This is a genomic window from Maribacter caenipelagi (genome assembly GCF_004364175.1).
Lineage (GTDB): Bacteria > Bacteroidota > Bacteroidia > Flavobacteriales > Flavobacteriaceae > Maribacter > Maribacter caenipelagi.
On record NZ_SNZW01000018.1, the window covers coordinates 1 to 20,281 of the forward strand.

General features: G+C 34.2%; 12 protein-coding genes. 5 read left to right on the forward strand and 7 right to left on the reverse strand.

Annotated elements, in window-relative coordinates; all coding sequences use genetic code 11:
- Window positions 1-465: 465 nt before the first annotated feature.
- A complete protein-coding gene (locus DFQ03_RS16220; RefSeq protein WP_133674299.1) occupies window positions 466-2,457 on the reverse strand; it encodes a putative porin in 1,992 nt (663 codons plus the stop codon).
- A gap of 168 nt (window positions 2,458-2,625) precedes the next feature.
- Between DFQ03_RS16220 and DFQ03_RS16225 the strand changes: the two genes are divergently transcribed.
- Window positions 2,626-6,900, forward strand: a complete 4,275-nt coding sequence (locus DFQ03_RS16225) for a thrombospondin type 3 repeat-containing protein (protein ID WP_133674300.1) — start codon at window positions 2,626-2,628, stop codon at window positions 6,898-6,900.
- Entirely contained in the window at window positions 6,897-7,622 is a 726-nt protein-coding gene (locus DFQ03_RS16230) for a hypothetical protein (protein ID WP_133674301.1), read from the forward strand. Before DFQ03_RS16225 ends, DFQ03_RS16230 begins: the two co-directional genes overlap by 4 nt.
- 67 nt (window positions 7,623-7,689) lie before the next feature.
- On the opposite strand, the gene DFQ03_RS16235 is transcribed toward DFQ03_RS16230, so the two are convergent.
- The 5 genes from DFQ03_RS16235 to DFQ03_RS16255 all read right to left on the reverse strand — a co-directional run bounded on the left by DFQ03_RS16235 (window position 7,690) and on the right by DFQ03_RS16255 (window position 15,417).
- Window positions 7,690-8,391, reverse strand: a complete 702-nt coding sequence (locus DFQ03_RS16235) for a hypothetical protein (protein WP_133674302.1) — start codon at window positions 8,389-8,391, stop codon at window positions 7,690-7,692.
- 125 nt (window positions 8,392-8,516) lie between these two features.
- On the reverse strand, window positions 8,517-9,899 hold the full coding sequence (locus tag DFQ03_RS16240) for an aryl-sulfate sulfotransferase (protein WP_133674303.1): 1,383 nt from the start codon (window positions 9,897-9,899) through the stop codon (window positions 8,517-8,519).
- Window positions 9,900-10,074: 175 nt separating this feature from the next.
- Window positions 10,075-10,875, reverse strand: a complete 801-nt coding sequence (locus DFQ03_RS16245; RefSeq protein WP_133674304.1) for a hypothetical protein — start codon at window positions 10,873-10,875, stop codon at window positions 10,075-10,077.
- A gap of 13 nt (window positions 10,876-10,888) precedes the next feature.
- On the reverse strand, window positions 10,889-12,331 hold the full coding sequence (locus tag DFQ03_RS16250) for a RagB/SusD family nutrient uptake outer membrane protein (RefSeq protein ID WP_243834528.1): 1,443 nt from the start codon (window positions 12,329-12,331) through the stop codon (window positions 10,889-10,891).
- Between the two features lie 20 nt (window positions 12,332-12,351).
- Window positions 12,352-15,417 carry a SusC/RagA family TonB-linked outer membrane protein gene (locus tag DFQ03_RS16255; RefSeq protein WP_133674305.1) on the reverse strand — a complete coding sequence of 1,022 codons (3,066 nt, stop codon included), beginning with the start codon at window positions 15,415-15,417 and terminating at the stop codon, window positions 12,352-12,354.
- Window positions 15,418-15,624: 207 nt separating this feature from the next.
- Between DFQ03_RS16255 and DFQ03_RS16260 the strand changes: the two genes are divergently transcribed.
- The 3 genes from DFQ03_RS16260 (at window position 15,625) to DFQ03_RS16270 (ending at window position 19,512) form a co-directional block, all read left to right on the forward strand.
- Window positions 15,625-16,206 (forward strand): ribonuclease HII, encoded by a 582-nt coding sequence (locus DFQ03_RS16260; protein ID WP_133674306.1) that lies wholly within the window; start codon window positions 15,625-15,627, stop codon window positions 16,204-16,206.
- Between the two features lie 42 nt (window positions 16,207-16,248).
- Window positions 16,249-18,702, forward strand: a complete 2,454-nt coding sequence (locus DFQ03_RS16265) for a ribonuclease HII (protein ID WP_133674307.1) — start codon at window positions 16,249-16,251, stop codon at window positions 18,700-18,702.
- A gap of 117 nt (window positions 18,703-18,819) precedes the next feature.
- Complete coding sequence (locus DFQ03_RS16270; RefSeq protein WP_133674308.1) at window positions 18,820-19,512, forward strand: TapB family protein; 693 nt, start codon at window positions 18,820-18,822, stop codon at window positions 19,510-19,512.
- A 34-nt stretch (window positions 19,513-19,546) separates the two neighbouring features.
- Here DFQ03_RS16270 and lipB read toward each other — a convergent pair whose 3' ends face one another.
- On the reverse strand, window positions 19,547-20,260 hold the full coding sequence (lipB, locus tag DFQ03_RS16275) for a lipoyl(octanoyl) transferase LipB (protein ID WP_133674309.1): 714 nt from the start codon (window positions 20,258-20,260) through the stop codon (window positions 19,547-19,549).
- Window positions 20,261-20,281 lie beyond the last annotated feature (21 nt).

Below are 20,281 nucleotides of genomic sequence, written 5' to 3' on the forward strand. Positions count from 1 at the left end.
CAGGTCCTCACCTATTCTCGATTCTTATCTCCACAATATTTCAATGAACTTCTATCCACTCGACCTGAAATCCCTCGATTCCCCGGCCTCGTTTCCCTTAGGTGTTTCCCTAAGCGGCTGCAAATATACAACTGTTTTTTAACCTGGCAACTTTTATCGAAAAAAATTATTTTTCTTTTTTTCGCCAAACCAAAACAACATATCTAAGAACCTTTTCCCAAACCCCGATTCCGAAATTATCTTCCTCGTTTGCGGGGTGCAAATGTACACACTATTCTTAATATCACAACCATTTTTAAATAAAAAAAATGAAAGTTTTTAATCACACCACTAACTGCATGATTTACCGTAGGTTAGAAATCAAGGAAAAATGAATAAAAACAACTAGCTGTATTACAGATACTTAAGCTAGACGCCAAGTGCAAATTGTTAATTATCAATATATTAAATAAACCAACCTAGTCGTTAAGAAAAGAAATTCCACACTAAACCAAAGCGTATAACAAAATCACGGTATGGGTAATTTGGAGCAGCATAGTAATCATACCCAGAAAAAGATGCATTAAAGTGTTCTGCCTTCAGGTAAATTCTAGTTTGTTTAATTCGAGCATTAATAAAGAAATCTAATAAAGGGTACCCACCCAACTCTTCTTTATTCTGTACATAGAACTCACCAAGAATCGGATTATAACCATTCATGTTATAACTGGAAAAATATTTGAACGTAATACCTGTTTGCAAGTACATTGCTTTTTCAAAAACATCTGAAGAAAAATACAATGTATTTCTAGTTACTAATTGAGGTACATTCAATACTTGGGTATCTTGGGTTACATTCTGATACATTATAGTATTGTTCAAAGCAAACATACCTACTTTGAACTCTTTTTCATATTTAACCTTTAAATGAGATACGCTATTACCTTCTTGTATTGGTTTTATGAATGCATTCTCCATATCATCGCCTATTTCATCATCTGAAACTGACGTAAAATATGTATAGTTATCTAAATTACTATACTTCACCATAAGGTTACCCCAAGTTTTAGAAAGCAACTCAACTTTTAAACTACTGGCACGCTCTTTCTCGAACACTTCGCTATTATTCCAATTGTAATTAAGGTATTCGCTTTGATATAACAAATAATTAAAGTTTGGCATTCTTGTAGATGTGTGTAAAGAGAATCTTAGCTTATTACTCTTATTAAGAGCATAGGCAGTAGAAGCATTAAAAATGTTACCTGCTAATTCGCCTGAAATATTATATTTCAAATCTGCCAAAAAATCAAATTGCCCTATCCGCTTTGCGTATTTACCAACCAATCCTAATTCTGTGCCATTTAATCTACTAGGTATTACCGTACCATCTGCTTCTATAAATCGACTATTAAAATAGTAATCATAATTATATACATTAACTCCCCCTGTCAACCTACCCAGGGTTCGATTATAAAATTCGGCATTTACTTCATTATAAAATGTCTTTAAAATTGCCTTATCATTAATAGCACTAAGAATAGCATCACCAAACAAGGTGTCGCTCGCCGTTTCTACAAATTGATAATATTTAGTTTCATAATCAAAAGTATGCCCTATAGAAAGGGATGTCTTTTCAAATCGAGTTGAATCTAACTGCTTTCTAACTAATTTATAGGTGTGATCAAAATAATATCTTTTACCTAGTATCTTATTATTTGCATCACCTAAATACACATCTACTCTTGGTCTATTAATAAAATCTTCGTCCCCAGACTCAAATTGCTCTTCTTTTTGAGACAAACCTCCATTTTCTTCAGATGTAATGTTCTGAGCAGCTATGTGAGCCCTTAAAGTATATCTTCCATTCTTTGACAAGTAATTTGTTGTTGTAATGAAGTTGCCAGATTCAATCTGCGTATCATTATACTTACCAAACGAACGAAAACCTATATAACCAATAGAAAAATTCAATCTTCTAGATGTATTAAATGCCAAGTTAGCATCTAACAACTGACCTTCTTCTAAAGTTGTTTTAAAGAATAACTCGGTCATTGGCGTAGCTACGTTGTAGTAATTAATCTGCTCTTTCTCTAAATACTTACGGTCTTTTGCGATTGCCCCTAAACTTGGGTAACTACCAGTTCTTTCAAAATCAACACCCAATTCGTTATACGCTTGACCTATGTTAGAAAATGACATCAATTCAAAATCGTCTTCACGTAGGTAATTGTATTTATATTCTTTTTGAATTGTAAGGGTAGTATCTAAATAGGTGGTATCTCTTGCAAAAGAAATAATTTTATAATCTTCTATTGTTAAAGCAATAGAATCATTTTGCAATTTGTCTTTCGGATTTATTGGCTTAGTCTTTTTACCCAGAGGAAGTGAATCTCTCTTTTTCTCATACTTTTCGATTACTTCTTGACCTAAAACAATCGAAGATGTTAAACACAATAAAACTAGAATTATATATTTCATGAAGCATTGTTACCCTTGCAAAGTTAATTTTTTTGTTGCTAAGTAAATGTGAAAGTTTGAGTGAGTTTAATAATCTGAACATAAAGGGTTATGAAACTAAAATTAAATTTTAACTGCGAACATTATTAAATTAAGGAATATTTTTCTGATTTTTATAAAAAAATGTTAATGAAAGTACTGTTTTTTAATGTTTTCGCATTTTTAGCGTTTACAGCGGCATCTGCTCAGTTCAATGAGAATGCACCATGGATGAAAGATTTAGAGGAAAATCAACATTCTTCAAAATCTTCAACCAACACACATTCCTTATATGACATATCGAATGCATTCAATGAATATTGGAGCAATAAAGACTATTCTAAAAAAGGTAGCGGTTTTAAACCTTATAAAAGATGGGAAAATTATTGGAAATATTCTATAGACAATAATGGAAATCTACCAACTTCTTCTCAATTATGGGATTCTTGGAAAAGTAAACAAGAGAGCATCGGTAAAGCTACAAATCAGACCGCAGACTGGAAAGCCATAGGACCTTTTTCCCACGGCACTTACTCAGGTGCGCTTTCTGGTCAAGGCAGGGTTAATGCAATTGCGGTAGACCCGAACAATGAAAACATTTGGTATGTAGGAGCACCAGCTGGCGGTATTTGGAAATCTATTGATGGGGGATCTTCGTGGGTTAACCTTTTTGACAATTTCCCTCAAATTGGCGTTTCTGGTATTGCTGTAGACCCTAACAACTCGCAAATTATCTATATAGCGACCGGCGATGATGATGCCGCAGATTCATATAGTGTAGGTGTTTTCAAGTCTATTGATGGAGGAAGCAATTGGAATGAAACAGGCTTGAACCCTAGCACATCGAACATTAATTTATTAATGAATGAAATTATCATTGATCCTACCAATTCTAACACTGTTTGGGTAGCCACAAGTGTAGGTCTACAAAAATCTACAGATGGAGGAACTACATGGGAGGTAAAAAGGTCTGGAAACATTCAAGATTTCAAGCTTAAACCTAACGACCCAAATACTGTATACGCGGTTACTACAAATACTTTTTTTAAATCTACCGATGGAGGAAACAATTTTGTAGAGATAACTAATGGCATCCCTGAAAGTTCTGGTAGATTAGTAGTAGGTACAAGTGCAGCAAACCCATCGGGAGTTTATGTTCTCAGAGCCTTAACAGGTGGTAATGGTTTTGCTTTTGGCGGACTTTACAAATCTTTAGATAGTGGCGAATCTTTTACACAAACCGCTAGTGAGCAAGATATTTTTGAATCAAACCAGGCTTGGTTTGATCTTGCTATTGAAGTTTCGCCTACTAATTTCAATGAAATATACACAGGCTGTTTAAATGTATGGAAAAGTACTAACGGTGGCGATATTTTTACCAGAATCAACAGATGGAATGTTACTGACCAAGGCTACACCCATGCGGATATTCATACTATAAAAGTTTTCAACAACAAACTTTATGTAGGTAGTGATGGAGGTATCTATATGTCGGAAAACGGTGGCAGTACCTTTAATGACTATACAGCTGGTATCTCTATTAGTCAATTCTACAGAATATCTGTAGCCAAAAATGATTCTGGCAAAATTACAGGTGGACTACAAGATAATGCCGGCTTTATTAGAGATCAAAATCAATGGAATGTTTTTACCGGTGGCGATGGAATGGATTATGAAATTGACCCTAACAATAGTAGCTTAGTTTATGGGTTTGTACAATTTGGAGGAAGCCTATTTATATCTTCCGATTCTGGGCAATCTATTGGTGTGGTTGGTGCACCAATAGATGCAAATGGAAATACCATTGAAGGAAACTGGGTAACCCCTTTAGCAATAAGCTCTGATGGTTCAGTATATGCGGGTTTTGATGCATTATATAGACTCGAAAATAATCAATGGAGCAAAATTTCTTCTTCTATTGGCTCAGGTAATATAGATGATTTAGAGATAGACCCTAAAAATCCTGAAACCATATTTGCCGCTGAAAGCAACATATTATACAGAAGTAGAAATGGCGGTGTTACTTTTAGCTTAATTAAAGTTATGGATTCTGAAATTTCAGATATTGCCATTAATTCTAACGACAGTAACATTATTTATTTAACGACTTCTAACAGAGTAGGTATAGCCCTTAGCGACCAACCCACAGAAAGAGGTGTATTTAAAGTGACAATTGGAGAAACAGAGACAACTTCTGAAAACATAACATTTGACATACCTACAGATCAAGCGTTTTTCTCCATTGCTCACCAAGGAAGACATACTGACAACCCTATTTATGTTGGTACTAGTTTAGGGGTATATAGACTTGATGACACTTTAACGGAATGGGAAGAATACTATACAAACTTTCCAAATGTCGCTGTTAGCGATATTGAAATTAATTTAGATGATGAAAAAATAATAGCTTCTACTTACGGTAGAGGGGTTTGGGAATCTACAATACCGGTTCAGATACCAGATAATGAAATTAGATTAGTTTCTATAACCCCAAATTCAAACGAGGTGCTGTGTAATGACTTTGCACCAACTGCTACCATAGAAAACCAAGGAATCAATGCTATTACTTCTGTAGATATTGAATATTCTATTAATGGCAATACCGAACAAACCTTCACCTGGACTGGAAATTTATTAAGCAATGAATCAATTACTATCGAATTACCACTTGAAACCACACTTAATTTTGGTGAATCTACAATTGAGCTAACCGCTACACTAGAAAATGATAGTTATGATGACAACAATGCATTACAAAATAGATTCTTTTTAAATACACCTGGTAGCGGTGGCGAAGTCAATACTTTTGAAACTGAACAAGAATCTTTAATAGCATTTAATGATGGTAGCTCTGAAAGTGTTTGGCAAAGAGGTATTCCCTCAGGAGCAAAATTAAATACAGCTACCTCTGGTAGTAATGTTTATGGAACCAATTTAAATGGAGACCACCCAAATAGCACCAAAGCCATCCTTTTAAGTAATTGTTATGACTTAACCTCTATTATTGCCCCGGTGCTTAAATTCAATATGGCATATGACCTCGAATTAAATTTCGATATCGTATATGCTGAATATTCTATTGACGGTGGTGATAATTGGGACATTCTAGGAAGTATCGACAGTGAACCAAATTGGTATAGCAGTGATAGAACCAATGCACTTTCTGAAGAAGCAGATGATTGTCAAAATTGCCCTGGAGCACAATGGACAGGCGAAAACACTGAAATGACAGAATATGCCTATGATTTTAACCTAAATGCAGCTAATGGTGAACAAAACCTTACAGGCGAAACGAATGTTTTATTTAGAATCGTCTTTCAATCTGACCCTTCAGTTACACAAGAAGGTGTCATTATTGATGACTTAGTGGTTGACGGTTCTGTGGATGATGAAGATGATGATAACGATGGAATTCTAGATGTTGATGATAATTGCCCATTAACAGCAAATACCGATCAGTTAGATACCGATAATGATGGAGAAGGTGATGTTTGTGATACCGATGATGATAACGACGGAATTTTAGATGTTGATGACAATTGCCCTTTAATAGCAAACCCAAATCAAGAAGATGATGATTTAGATGGTATTGGCAACCTTTGTGATAACGATAGTGACAATGACGGTGTACCAAATGATATTGACCAATGCGATGACACTCCTAACGGAACCATAGTTAATGTTGAAGGTTGTGAAGTATTCTCTTTACCAAATACCAATTTTCAAATTCAGACTACTGGCGGTGCCTGTAACTCAAGTGACAATGGCAGTGTTTTAATTACGGTAGCAAACACCTCTTATACATATAACGCAGTGTTGTCAAGTACTGACGATACAATAAATGTTAGCTTTACAGAAGATTCATCTTTTACTGATTTATCTGCTGGGAATTATCAATTATGCATAACCGTTGACGGACAAGCAGATTATGAAGCCTGCTTTGATTTAACCATTTCTGAGCCAGATGCCTTATCCGTATCTGCTAAAATCAATTCGTTGAACAACGAGGTAACTCTAAACTTTTCTGGAGGAGAATTGTATACAATTTTCTTAAACGAAAAAATGTACTCTACATCAGCCAAAGAGATTACTTTGCCTCTAGAAGATGTAACTACTTTGATAACCGTTAAAACAGGACTAGACTGCCAAGGTGTTTATACTGAAAAAATAGTTTTAAGTGATGAGCTATTTATATATCCAAACCCCATTGAAGGTGGCGATTTAACTATTTACTTGGGCACTAATGCTGCACCAGAAGTAACGATTTCATTATTTAATGTAAATGGTATAAGTATTCTATCCAAGCAAATGAAGACTACTAATAGCGAAATTAAATTAAGTGTAGATGGATTAGCAACCGGAGTATATATTTTAAACATAAAATCTGGTAACACCCTATCTAATTACAAAATCATAAGAAAATGAAAATATTAAAATATATAACCTTCACATTTTTTTCCAGCTTACTAGTAGTTTCTTGCGGCGGAGGCTCTGACAATGAAAACCCAGTTGATCCTGTTGTTCCTACAGTTATAGACCCAGATGCAGCTTCTTTGGTTTTTCCTGAAGATAACACGGAATGTAACGAAGGTGTCATAAATACGAATGATGAAACAAAAAGTACTGTCACTTTTCAATGGTCTGCTTCTGAGAATACAGATTCTTACGAAATAAAAATCAAAAACCTTGAAACAGGAAGTATTACAACAGCTACTTCAACCACCATTCAAAAAGAGGTAAGCATTAACAGAGGTACACCTTACGAATGGTACGTTATTTCTATAGCAAATGGAACGTCTTCTACAGCTTCTAGCGAAACTTGGACATTTTATAATCAAGGTCAAGGTATAGAAAATTACGCACCATTTCCTGCAGTTGCAATAAGTCCCCAGAGAGGTTCTACTATTTCCAGTGCTAATGCGACAATTACACTAGAATGGTCTACTTCAGATGTTGATGATGATATTGTTTCTTACGAAGTATTGTTTGATACCACAGAAACAACTGTAACATCTTTAGGCTCTACTACTGAATCAAGTATAGATGTGAGCGTAAGTGCAGAAACAACTTATTACTGGAAAGTGATTACTACTGATTCTTTCGACAATACTTCCACCTCAGAATTATTTGAATTTCGAGTAGAATAATGTAATTTAAAAAGCCAAAGATGCGATTGCACCTTTGGCTTTCTATTAAAACATAAAAAAAAAACTATTACAACGAATTGTAATAATTCAAAAAGGTCACTACATCTTCCTCATGTCTTAGATTAAGATTGTTTTCCTTTATATAAGTCTTCATCTCTTCTTTTCTTGAACCTGTAAAATCTAAAATCTGGTTCTTGGTCAGTCTAATCTTTACCGCATGGTTTTCCCTATCTGCATTGGTTTCATCCAATAAATAATAAGAACTATTCCAAACATATGTTGGTGGAGAATATTTTTCATATGAAGTGCTAGGACTTCGAGCTTGTTTCAACAAAGCTTCTGGCTTAAATAACAACTTTAAATTACCATCATTCAAATCAGTAAAGTAACTTGTTTTTATAGACTCATCAGTGTCAACATAGGTATATATACTATACATTTTACCACCTATTTCTACTTGAATATAAGCACGCTTCAACAATGAATAAAAAGAATCTTTAGAAATATTATCTAAAATTTCTACTTCATTTCTATATGCGTTATAACGCATCTTTCCTATTTCTTTAACTTTTCCATGAACAATAACTTCACCATGAACAAACTCTTCATTTAAGTACGGAGTACCCTTTGCTTTTGTAGGCTCTATTTCTGTGCTACTGGTAACAAAATTTACAATACCCTCTTCTGGTACCGGTGAGTAAGCGTTTTGTGCATTTATGCTATTATAAGCTAAAGCAACAATTGCAAAGACTGTGAATTTTTTAATCATTTTATTAATTAATTTTTTTTTCAATTTAATTGTTAATTATTAATTGATGTGCCTAAAAAATGTTATTAAAAACCTAAAAATAACATGCCAGTTTGCTTTTTCTCTAACGTGACTTAAAACTCAGTTTACGGAGTTTCTGCATTCAAAAATAAAATAGCATCACTATCTAAATTGTAGTGGTAAGACCTCCAATAAAATCCTGTTCCCTCAAACTCCCAAACTACTTCCTTTTCATTGGTTACTTCAATCACCCCAATTGACCCAGAGGTAATTAAGGTATTACCATTTTCTAAACGAAGAGCTCCGGAAACTTTAGCAGAAAAGAGATTATCTCTAGTATATTGCCACACAACTTCAGGCTCATTATTTTCATTTGGAATTAAATTCAATTCCGCCGGTAACATAAACTCATAAACTACAGATTGTTTACTATCATCATTTCCATTCCCATACACTAAAATATTACCTGCACCAGGTAGTCCATCTTTTAGAATATTAGGGAAATGATTGTTGTAGAATAAACGCTCACCATTCATATTGTTATAAGCACTGGGATTTCCAAAACGATAAATTAAATCACCGCCTTTACCAAAATTACCACCTGTATCGATTAAAGCTTGCTCAGCAGTTGTGCTATGATCAATAACCCAAACCTCACTAAAATAGTTTACACTTAAATAAATTAAATCTGTATTTGGATCATAATCCAATCCATTAGCATGCATTATATCACCATCCGGCCCTACATCTTCTCTTAAAACATCTATAAAGTTGATGTTGATTTTTTGAGGGTTTTCAGCCACAACGCCAAAATATGGCTTAGAATTATCAACATCTTGTACTATATGATCCCAAGAATCCCACTTCCAAACAGTTTCATTTGTAGCAGGGTTTATTTCAATTATAGATTCTGTATACACTCTTTCCTCGTTACCAAGGTAACCTATGGCTTCTAATTCATCGGGCATTCTTAAATCCCATACAATAGCTAAAACATTTCCATTAGGCAACATTTCTATATCATGATGAATTATATGCTCTTCGTTTGCCAATATATACTCCCAATCAATTGAATTATCAGGATTTATTAATTGAATAATACCACCAAAACCTCCAAAGCTAAAATCTGGACTTTCTACACCTAAAGAAGCTAATAACTTACCGTCTGACATTAATTCCACATCATTACCCAACCCAAATTCCAATTGCCATTCATGAATAATCTGAGCAGAATCTTTTTTCATTAAATACACCCGATCCTCAGTGGCATCATTGAACAAAACATATCCTTCTTTTGATAAGGAACTATTATAACGTAATATATCACCTGTTTCACCCTCGATAGGATACACTATTTCGGTAGGGATTTCTGGTTCAACTTCTTCCTCCTCAACAAATTCTTCTTCTAATTCCTCTTGTTTCATTACTATATCATCATCAGACGAACAAGCAAAAACAAAACTTAACAAAATGTAACTTAAGACCTTAAAAAATAATTTATGTTTCATAACTAGTTATAATTGGTTATAGTTTCTGTCGTATTATCGATGTAAAACTTTATAATGAAAATAAAAAAAATCAGACTAAATTACTTCAGCCTGATTTTAGATATATTCTAATGATGTTTTTAATATCATTAAAGATTTAAACAAAATTCTATTGTTACACAGAAATGTTTAAATTTTACTTACAATAATCAATTGTAAGTGCACCTGCATCTGCACTTTCATAACCTCCAGCTACATTACCATTAGGAGATATAATTTCAAATCCTATTTCACCATACTGGTCTCCTGGAAAGAACCACTCGGCAGACTCAGTACCCTCAGGAATTGTAATCGTTGCGGTTCCTTCTGATCCATTATTAGGTGTACATTCGCCATCTCCTAAAAAAGTACCCGCAGCACTACCATAAGGAGAACAAAGTCCTACTTCAAATACAGTACCATCACCCAAGGTAATAGTTAAGCCAGAACCTCCAGTAGCTGAATCAGTCTGCCAACCATCTCCATAAGAATCAGTCATATTAATAACCCAATCACCAGCTGTTATAGGACATTCTCTATAAAATTCTAAATTTAAAGGTGAATCTTTAATGACAAGATCATTAGATCCAGAAACATCAACCAAATTAAGAACAAGATTTGCTCTTCCTTCTTCTGGCAAGGCATCAAAATTACTACTTATTGTAAGTGTAGCTCCGAAAGCTCCCGCAGGAATCGTTAAACCACTAAGAGTATATTGATCTGCTGTTGCCGTTGATGATGGATCAACCTCTACAGAAATAGTTCTTTCACTATCGGTTTTTGTAGAAACAAATACATCCACGGTTGTTGACGCACCTTCGGTAGGAGTTGGCACCAAAATAGAACTTACTGAAAAGTTGGCAAGTGTTTGACCGTTTTCACTATCGTATACTATAGTCTCTTCTTCACATGAAACAAAAGCAAATAGTACTGCAATTATTAAAATATATTTTTTCATAATTATATTGTTTTTAATATCCAGGGTTCTGAACCATGTTTTGATTAGCATTGATTTCCGCTATAGGAATCGGCAATTGGAATCTGAAATTGTCAGCCGCTATAGTTGGAAAATCTGGAGGTGTTCCTGAACCATCGATAATATCTCCCATTGTAGAACGCATAACAGCTTCTCCACGACGTTTTAAATCAAAGAATCTATGCCCTTCAAATGACAACTCAACTCTTCTTTCGAATTGAATAGCATCTTCCAAATCTTGACCTGTTTCACCTCCATCATAAGCTACATATCGTAAATCTCTAAGCTCATTTAATGTTGATAATGCATCTTGACCTAATTCGAATTGTGCTTCTGCTTTATTTAACAGTACTTCTGCAGCTCTCATAACCTTAACATCAACACGACCGTTAACCTGACCTGTTTCTCCTAAGAATTTAGAGATGGCATTGTATTGATTATCTTGATTAAGACCAACAAAAGAAATAACATCTTTTCTTAAATCATCTTCATCAATACTATTGATAAAATCAAAATCGAAAACATATTCTGAAATAGTAGAAGTAGAATTTGATTGGCTGTATAATACACCGACATTATTACCACCACTCTCTGAAGAAGTATTAATTGCCAACTTAACAACAATACCCGCTTCATTTGCATCAGTATACAAACCTTCTAGTTCTTCAGCAGTTGCCAATGGTACACTTACTTCATCAGCAGCGTCAATAACCTTTTGGTATTCACCATTATATAAATAAACTCTAGACAAAAGTGCATAAACACCATCGGTATTTAATTTTCCTTGACCGTTATCTGCACCAATTAGCTGACTTGCTCTTTCTAAATCGCCGATAATTTCAGCGTAGTTGCTAGCAACAGTTTCTCTTACAGGTTCTGCAAAAGGATCTTCAGTATCTCCATCTTCAACTTTAATGTAAACTACACCTAATGAAGCATTGGCATCTGCAGATTGCGTTGGTATTTTACCATAAACTCTTACAAGATCAAAATGAGCCCAAGCTCTAATCGCTAAAGCCTGACCTAAGATATTGTCCTTATCATCACCGTCACCTAAGTTATCAATTTGTGCAATTACCAAATTGGCTACGTTTACAGCCTCGTAAGCCTCACTCCAGTACAAATCAATTGCACCACCAGTACCAGCTACATATCTGTAATTAAAATAATCTTGATTAGAACGTCTACCTGTTTGCGCAATAATTACGTTATCAGACAAAATATCAGGAATACCTTGTAAACCTGAACCGGTGCTTGAATAGTAATTCCACAATTGTCTGTACGCCCCATCAACACCGTTCTGGAAGGCAGAAACACTATTGAAAAATGTTTCAGGATTACCTTCAACAAATGGCTGTAGATCATTCAACTCATCATCGCAGGACATAAAGAACCCGAACGAAAATAAAAGAACTAATAATTTTATGTTATTTTTCATTTCTAACTTTTTTTTTGTTTTTAAAATCCTACTTCAACACCAAAAGTATACGACCTTGTGTTTGGATAGCTAAATAGGTTAAATGATCCTGGTACGAAACCTACATCTCCAGGCTCACCTGATTCTGCAGAACCTAAACCTACTTCTGGATCACCACTGAAATCAGTAATGGTAAACAAATTCTGTCCAGCTACAAAGAACCTTAATGAATTTAAACCCATACCATCAATCATATCTCTAGGCATATTGTAATCTAGAGTCATTGTACGTAATCTTAAATAATCACCTTTCTCCAAGAATCTTGTTGAAGTTTGATCTGCAGTACTCTGAAATAAAGGACTTGGTAATACATCTGTATCACCTGGCTGCTTCCAGTAATTAAAAGCATCCGTTCTCTGGTTGCTATCGATGTTACCTATTGCAACACCTGATTGCAGTTGATTATTGATAATATAATTACCTGCTTTATAAACAAAATCACCTCTTAAACCAAAACCTTTATAAGAGAACGCGGTGTAAAAACCACCTTCAAAATCGGCTATAGGAGATTTTCCTTCTTGAAGTTGCTGAAAACTATCACTAAATTGGTTTGTAACATTACCATCTAAGTCATAATATAACGGCTCACCGTTTGCAGGGTTAACACCAGCATATTCAACTGCATAATAAGAGTTAATCTCTTCACCAACACGCAATATGTTATCACCAAATGTACCTGTTATTATATCTTCACCATCAACTAATTCAATAACTTCATTATCAATGAACGTGATGTTACCACCAAGTGTCCATTTAAAGTTTTGGGTTCTAATAACATCTCCACTTAAAGAAACTTCAACACCTGAGTTTTGAATTTCACCAATATTAGAGAATATAGAGTTGTTCTCATCACCAACAGTGTAAGAAATAGGTCGATCTAAAAGTAATTCATTTGAATTTTTCTTAAAGTAATCTACAACACCATTTACGCGGTTGTTAAACAATCCGAATTCAACACCAACATCAAATATCGCTTGAGACTCCCATTGAATCTGAGGGTTACCAACACCTACAGGTAATGCTGTTGTTTGACCGTTATATGTATTAGCAAAATCTAATAAGTTCAAATATTGGAAATCACCAATATTTTGGTTCCCAGAAGTACCATATGATGCTCTTAATTTCAATGTATTGAAAATAGAGTTTTCCATAAAGCTTTCGTTAGCAATGTTCCATGCTGCACTACCACTATAGAAATAACCATACTTGTTATCAGGACCGAATCTTGAAGAACCATCTCGTCTTATAGACCCAGAAACAATATATCTACCATCGTAATCATAATCAACAAACAAGCCTTGAGAGAATAAAATTCTTCTTGATTCTGTAGAACCTACCGTAGTTGCTTCTGCAGCTACATCTAAGTAAGGAATACTTGGTGAAGGAAAACCTCTACCAGAAGCAAACATGTCTGTTGCAATATTCTCATTATATTCTAATAAGAAACTAGCCGAAAGATTATGAACACCATTGAAGGTATCTGCATATGTAAATACGTTGTTTACGTTGTATTCAAAATCAATATTTAAATTGTCTGTCTGCGTACCTGGGAAGTTAGCATCACCAACAAACCCTTGTAAAACACCACCAGCAATAGAACGAGTAGTTCTGTTGTACCTGTTACTGATTAAACCAACACTGAAATTATTTGAAAATTTCTCACTGAAAGTCATACCTGCACTTATGTTACCAATCAACAATAAGTTTCTTGTATCTTCTTGCTCAGTTTGTAACGCTAAAGCAATTGGAAAACCAGTTCGTGTTGGGTTGTAAACATTATTACCTTGATCATCAGTAACAATAGAACCATCATCATTAGTTCTGAATAAAGGATCATAGGGGTTGTAATCATACATTGCTCTAAACGGGTTCTGAACATTGTTTCTATCTCTTGGTAAATCTGTAGTACTACGAGATACCGAAACGTTAGCACCAATATTCAACCAATCTTTAGCTTGATAATTCGTATTTAAACGAGCAGACATTCTTTCAAAACCATCAATGTTTTTGATAATACCCGTATTCTTGTCATAACCCAATGACATGTAATAAGTTAATTTTTCATCACCACCTGAAACTGATAGATTGTTTGACTGGATAACAGAATTTTTAAGTAACGCCTCTTGCCAATCTGTATCTAAAGATGTTAATCTTGCAATTTCTTCGGGAGTAGCATTCGCACCAGGCAAACTACCAGCAGCACCTACACCTAAAGCAGCATACTGACGCTCTAACTCTAACTTCTGCGTAGTATTCATGATATCGAAGTTATTCGGAATCATTTCCCCAAAACCGTAAGATGAAGAAAATTTAATTCTTGCATCACCAGCTTTACCTTTTTTAGTTGTAATTAAAATTACACCGTTAGCACCACGAGAACCATATTTAGAAACGGTAGCCGCATCTTTTAATATAGAGAATGTCTCAATATCACTTGGGTTCAAGTTACTAATTGGGTTAAAATCTCTTTCTGTATCGATAGGAATTGGAACACCGTCAATTACGTACAAAGGAGTAGTTTGCGCATTAATAGAACCAACACCTCTAATTTGAACGAAGGCAGTATTACCAGGTCTACCGTTAGCTGCCGTAACTTGTACACCGGCTGCTTGACCCTGTAAGATGTTATCAATACTAGTAGAAGGCACGAATGCTTCAATTTTCTCAGCAGAAACCGTTGCAATTGCAGATGTAGAAAGTTCTTTAGATCTAGAACCATAACCTACTACAACAACTTCTTCCAATGCTTCAGCATCTTCTTCTAATTGTACATTTATGGTATTGGATGCACCAACACTCATCGTCACTGTTTTTTGACCTAGGTAAGAAAACCTCAATTTTTCACCTGAACTTATGTTAATGGCATAATTACCATCAAAATCTGTTTGTGTACCATTGGTTGTACCAACAACCACAACGGACACTCCCGGTAGCGGCAAACCGCTTTGATCGGTTACAACACCGGTCACTGTTTTTTCCTGTGCAAAGGAAAATGTCATGAAGAGCACCAATAAAGGTGTCAACATCCACGTCAACTTCTGTTTCATAAAATTTGTTTTTGAATTAGCTTGCGCCAAAAGTCCAAAAATTTGCTTAGTATTCCAAAAGCTATCTTAACTCAAAAAAGTCATATGTTAAAAAAATACTTATTATTATTTTTTTCTCTACAAATCATCAATTTTGTTGAAAATAAAACAATTATTTAACGTTAAATCAATCTTTAAAATTCAATATTTTAAGTTAAAAAAAACATAATGCTCCTTAAATTTTATAAAAATATTAACGAAACAGGTACTGATGAGGCTGGCAGAGGCTGCTTAGCAGGACCTGTGACCGCTGCAGCAATAATACTGCCAGAATCCTTCGAGAATATAATTTTAACAGACTCAAAGCTTTTGTCTGAGCGTAAAAGACAACTTCTAGAGCCACTCCTAAAAGCAGAAAGTATATGCTATAGTATAGCTCATATTCAACCTAAAGAAATTGATGATATTAATATTTTGAATGCCTCTATTTTAAGTATGCATCATGCGATAGATGCGTTATCTCAAACACCGGATTATATTATTGTTGACGGTAATAGGTTTAAAGACTATAAAAACATACCCCACTCTTGTATTATTAAAGGTGATTCAAAGTATTTGAGTATTGCAGCAGCATCTGTTTTGGCAAAAACAGCACGAGATGCCTACATGCTAAAATTACACGATGAATACCCTATGTACAATTGGAAAAATAACAAAGGCTATCCTACAAAAGAACATAGAGCTGCTATTAAAAAGTACGGACCTACTAAATATCATAGAATGAGTTTTAAGCTTTTACCCGACAACTAAAGTTTGTTTTACAAATAGTATAACTTTACACAAACTTATCGTATGAGGCATACATTATTATATGCAGTAATCATTTTCTTCTGCATATCCTGTACATCTAAAAAACAATCTGAGAATTCTATCTTAGACTTAATTCCCGACAATGCCAGTTTAGTTTTTAAAATAAATGATTTTGAAATGCTCAATGATGAGCTTTCAAATAATGAGATTTTGAATGCACTTAAGTCACAAAAGCACTTTATAGATGTGAAGCAAATGCTAGCTCCGATTGGCTATCTTTCTAATCAGAAACAAGGTCTAATAGCATTATCAGCTGATAGCACACGAATAGATTACACTTATATATCAACAGATAGTTTAGTTATTAGTAATGGCGATAGCATTTCGAATAAAAGTATTGAAACACTAAATTATAATGATATAGTCATCACCAAATACAAAATTGAAAACGATACGTTTTACAGTACTTTTATCAAGACCCACTGGGTCTTATGCTCTTCTCAGCCAGTACTACAAAACCTTATTAACACTATTGAGGACCCGTTAAAAAATGAATCCTTAAAGCGCTTTCATGAAGTTTCGAACACCGACAAGGTTGTAAATATCTGGATTGATTTAGAAAATGGTGAATTGTTATTTCAAAAATTACTTTCTGATGATCAACAAATTTCAAATTTTGCAAGTTGGATGTCTTTAGACTTATCTTTAAATGACAACGAAATTATAATAAACGGGGTAGCGGAATCAAGTGCTGATAAAAATCAATACCTAAATTTATTAAACAACACTAAGCCTATTCAAAACAAAATATGGAACCTAACACCAGGCGATGCCCATAATATTACTTTATTTGGTTTGGATGATTTTAAAAAATACACATATAATAAAACGCTTAACAACCACCCTAGCACAAACTTAGACTCACTACTTAATACTGTAGAAGAAATTGGAATCACGGAATATGAAAATGAACATGTTTTGTTTTTGAGAACATACGGTACCGCCACACTACTTGATTTTATTAACGAAGCGAAAGTATCTACCGAAGATTATAGCAGTAATGAAATTTGGGAATTAAAACCCAATATTGAGATTTTCGACCCATTAACACCTTTAATAGGAGAACATTCTTTTAAATATGCTAGTATCGTTGAGAATACTTTTATATTTTCTTCGTCTAGGAGTACACTAGAATCTATAATTACCAAAATTAAAACAGGTAACACTTTTGACAATACTACCTTATTTAAAAATGCCGAAAACAAGCTTACCTCTTCATCTAGTGTATTGTCAATTTCCAATTTAAAAGGTTTTGTTTCCTACGTAAATGAATCGGTCTCGATTACTTTAGGCAATTTATTCGCAAATAGCAAATTAGACGATTATGCCTTTAGCTCTCAAATTATAGCAGATGCGGGATTCTTTCACACTAATTTCCTAATTAAAAAAATTACAAAAGAAGAGGAATCAAATTCTGTTTCTTCTGCTTTTGAAGTAAAGTTTGACACAGATTTAGCTACCATCCCTCAGTTTGTAACGAATCACAATAATAAAAGAAAAGAAATTATAGTTCAAGATCAAGAAAATACGCTCTATTTAATTTCTAATAGTGGAAAGATTCTTTGGAAAAAACAGCTTAACGGAACTATACAGGGTAGGGTTCAGCAGGTCGATCTATTTAAAAACGGAAAGTTACAATTGGCATTTACTACAAATAACGAGTTCTTAATTTTAGATAGAAACGGAAAAGAGGTTCAACCGTTTACCAAAAAATACACTGGCGGAAATTTAAATCCTCTAGCCGTATTTGACTATGAGGGACGCAAAAATTATCGTTTTGTTGTTACTCAAGATAAGAATGTGTTTATGTATAATGGTAAAGGAGACGTGGTTAAAGGTTTTACTTATGATATTGCCGAAGCTAATATTCTTGATGCCCCTCAGCATTTTAGAATTGGCAAAAAAGACTATATCGTTTTCAAATTAGAAAATGGTCAATTAAAAATTACCAACAGGGTAGGTAAAACTAGGATCAACGTTAAAGACAAGTTCTCATTTTCTGATAATGACATTAAACTGTATCAGAACAAATTTACCTTTACTTCTGTCGAAGGTATATTATATCAAATCGATTCTCAGGGCAAAGTTTCATCTAGCAATCTAAAACTAGCAAAAGATCACGGTATAGATGCCACTTCTAGAACTTTGGCAATCATGAATGATAACGTTTTAAAAATACGTGATAAAAAAGTTTCTTTAGAATTGGGGGTTTACTCAAAACCAACCATTTTTTACCTAAACGATAAAATTTACGTTTCCGTAACCGATATACAAAATCAGAAAATATATCTCTACGATAGTCAGGCTGAATCAATTCCAAATTTCCCAATTTTTGGTAGCTCAGTAATTGATATGGCAGATATAAACGGAAATAAAAAACCAGAGTTTGTATTTAAAGATCAAGAAAACAGTATCAAGGTTTACAAAATACGATGATACACTTGTCTGTAGAATTCATAAATACTTATACACCGATTACACATATATTCTTATAAAATAATTTAAATTTCTTATTTTTAAATAGTTATTAATCAGAATTTTAACTGTGCAAAAATGAAAATCAAATTACTTATCACATTACTGTTATTAGCGGGAATCATGTCGCTGTATGCTCAAGATAATTGTAGCAAATTTTACCCAATGAACGAAGGTGTTTCAATGGAATACACCAACTACAACAAAAAAGGGAAAGTTGAAGGCGTTAGCAGCTACAAAGTAATTGAAGCAAACCATAATGGCGATACCACTACTGCTACTATGTCTATAAATTTAAAAGATAGCAAAGGGAAAGATGTTTATAGTACAAGCTACAATCTAACTTGCAAAGACAACATAGTTACTTTAGATTACGAATCTTTACTACCTACTGAAATGATGGAACAGTACGGTGACATGGACATTGAGATATCTGGTAATGATATCGAAATACCGAATTCGCTCAGCGTAGGTCAAAACCTTAAAGATGCTAACGTTGCCATGAAAATTAGCATGAGCGGCATTAATATGAATATGACCGTTGATATGACCAACAGAAAGGTAGAGAAAAAAGAAAGTGTTACTACTACCTCTGGTACTTACGATTGCTTTGTTTTATATAGTGAAAATCGCTCTAAAATGATGATGGCCAACCAAGTTTACCCGTCTAGAGTTTGGCTCGCAGAAGGGGTTGGCATGGTAAAGCAAGAAACGTATAAGAAAAACGGCGATGTTATGAGTAGCACCTTGCTAACGGCACATAGCAAATAATAACTTAATCAAATACCAACTTTTGAACCGAGGCTTACACCTCGGTTTTTTCATTTATTTCGGCTTCAAAAAGTATTTGAAAATGTTTGAGGAGTTTTTGTTTTACTTCAGCCATATCAACTTCTTTCTTACCTAATTCTACGTTTAAAGAAGTAACGGCTTTCCCTTTTATGCCACATGGGATCATCATATCAAAATATCCTAGGTCGGCATTTACATTCAATGCAAAACCGTGCATGGTCACCCATCTACTGGCTCTTACACCCATAGCACATATTTTACGTGCAAACGGGGTACCAACATCTAACCACACACCAGTTTCCCCAGGTGATCGTTCAGATTTTATTCCGTATTCTGCTAAAGTTAAAATAACCATTTCCTCCAAAAAACGAAGGTATTTATGAATATCTGTAAAGAAATTATCTAAATCAAGAATAGGATAACCAACTATTTGACCGGGACCATGATAGGTGATATCCCCTCCCCTATTTATTTTATAAAAAGTGGCACCTTTATCTTCCAATACTTTTTCATCTACCAAAAGATTAGACATATCTCCGCTCTTACCTAAAGTATACACATGTGGATGTTCTACAAAAAGAAAATGATTGGGAGTATCCAAATTCAACTCCTCTCTCCTATTCCGTATTTTTAAGTCTAGAGTATCCTTGAACAGTTGTTCTTGATAGTCCCAAGTTTCTTTATAATCTTTAAGACCTAAATCTTGTACGTTCACCTTCTTGTTCATCTTACAAAGATATGAAAAGCA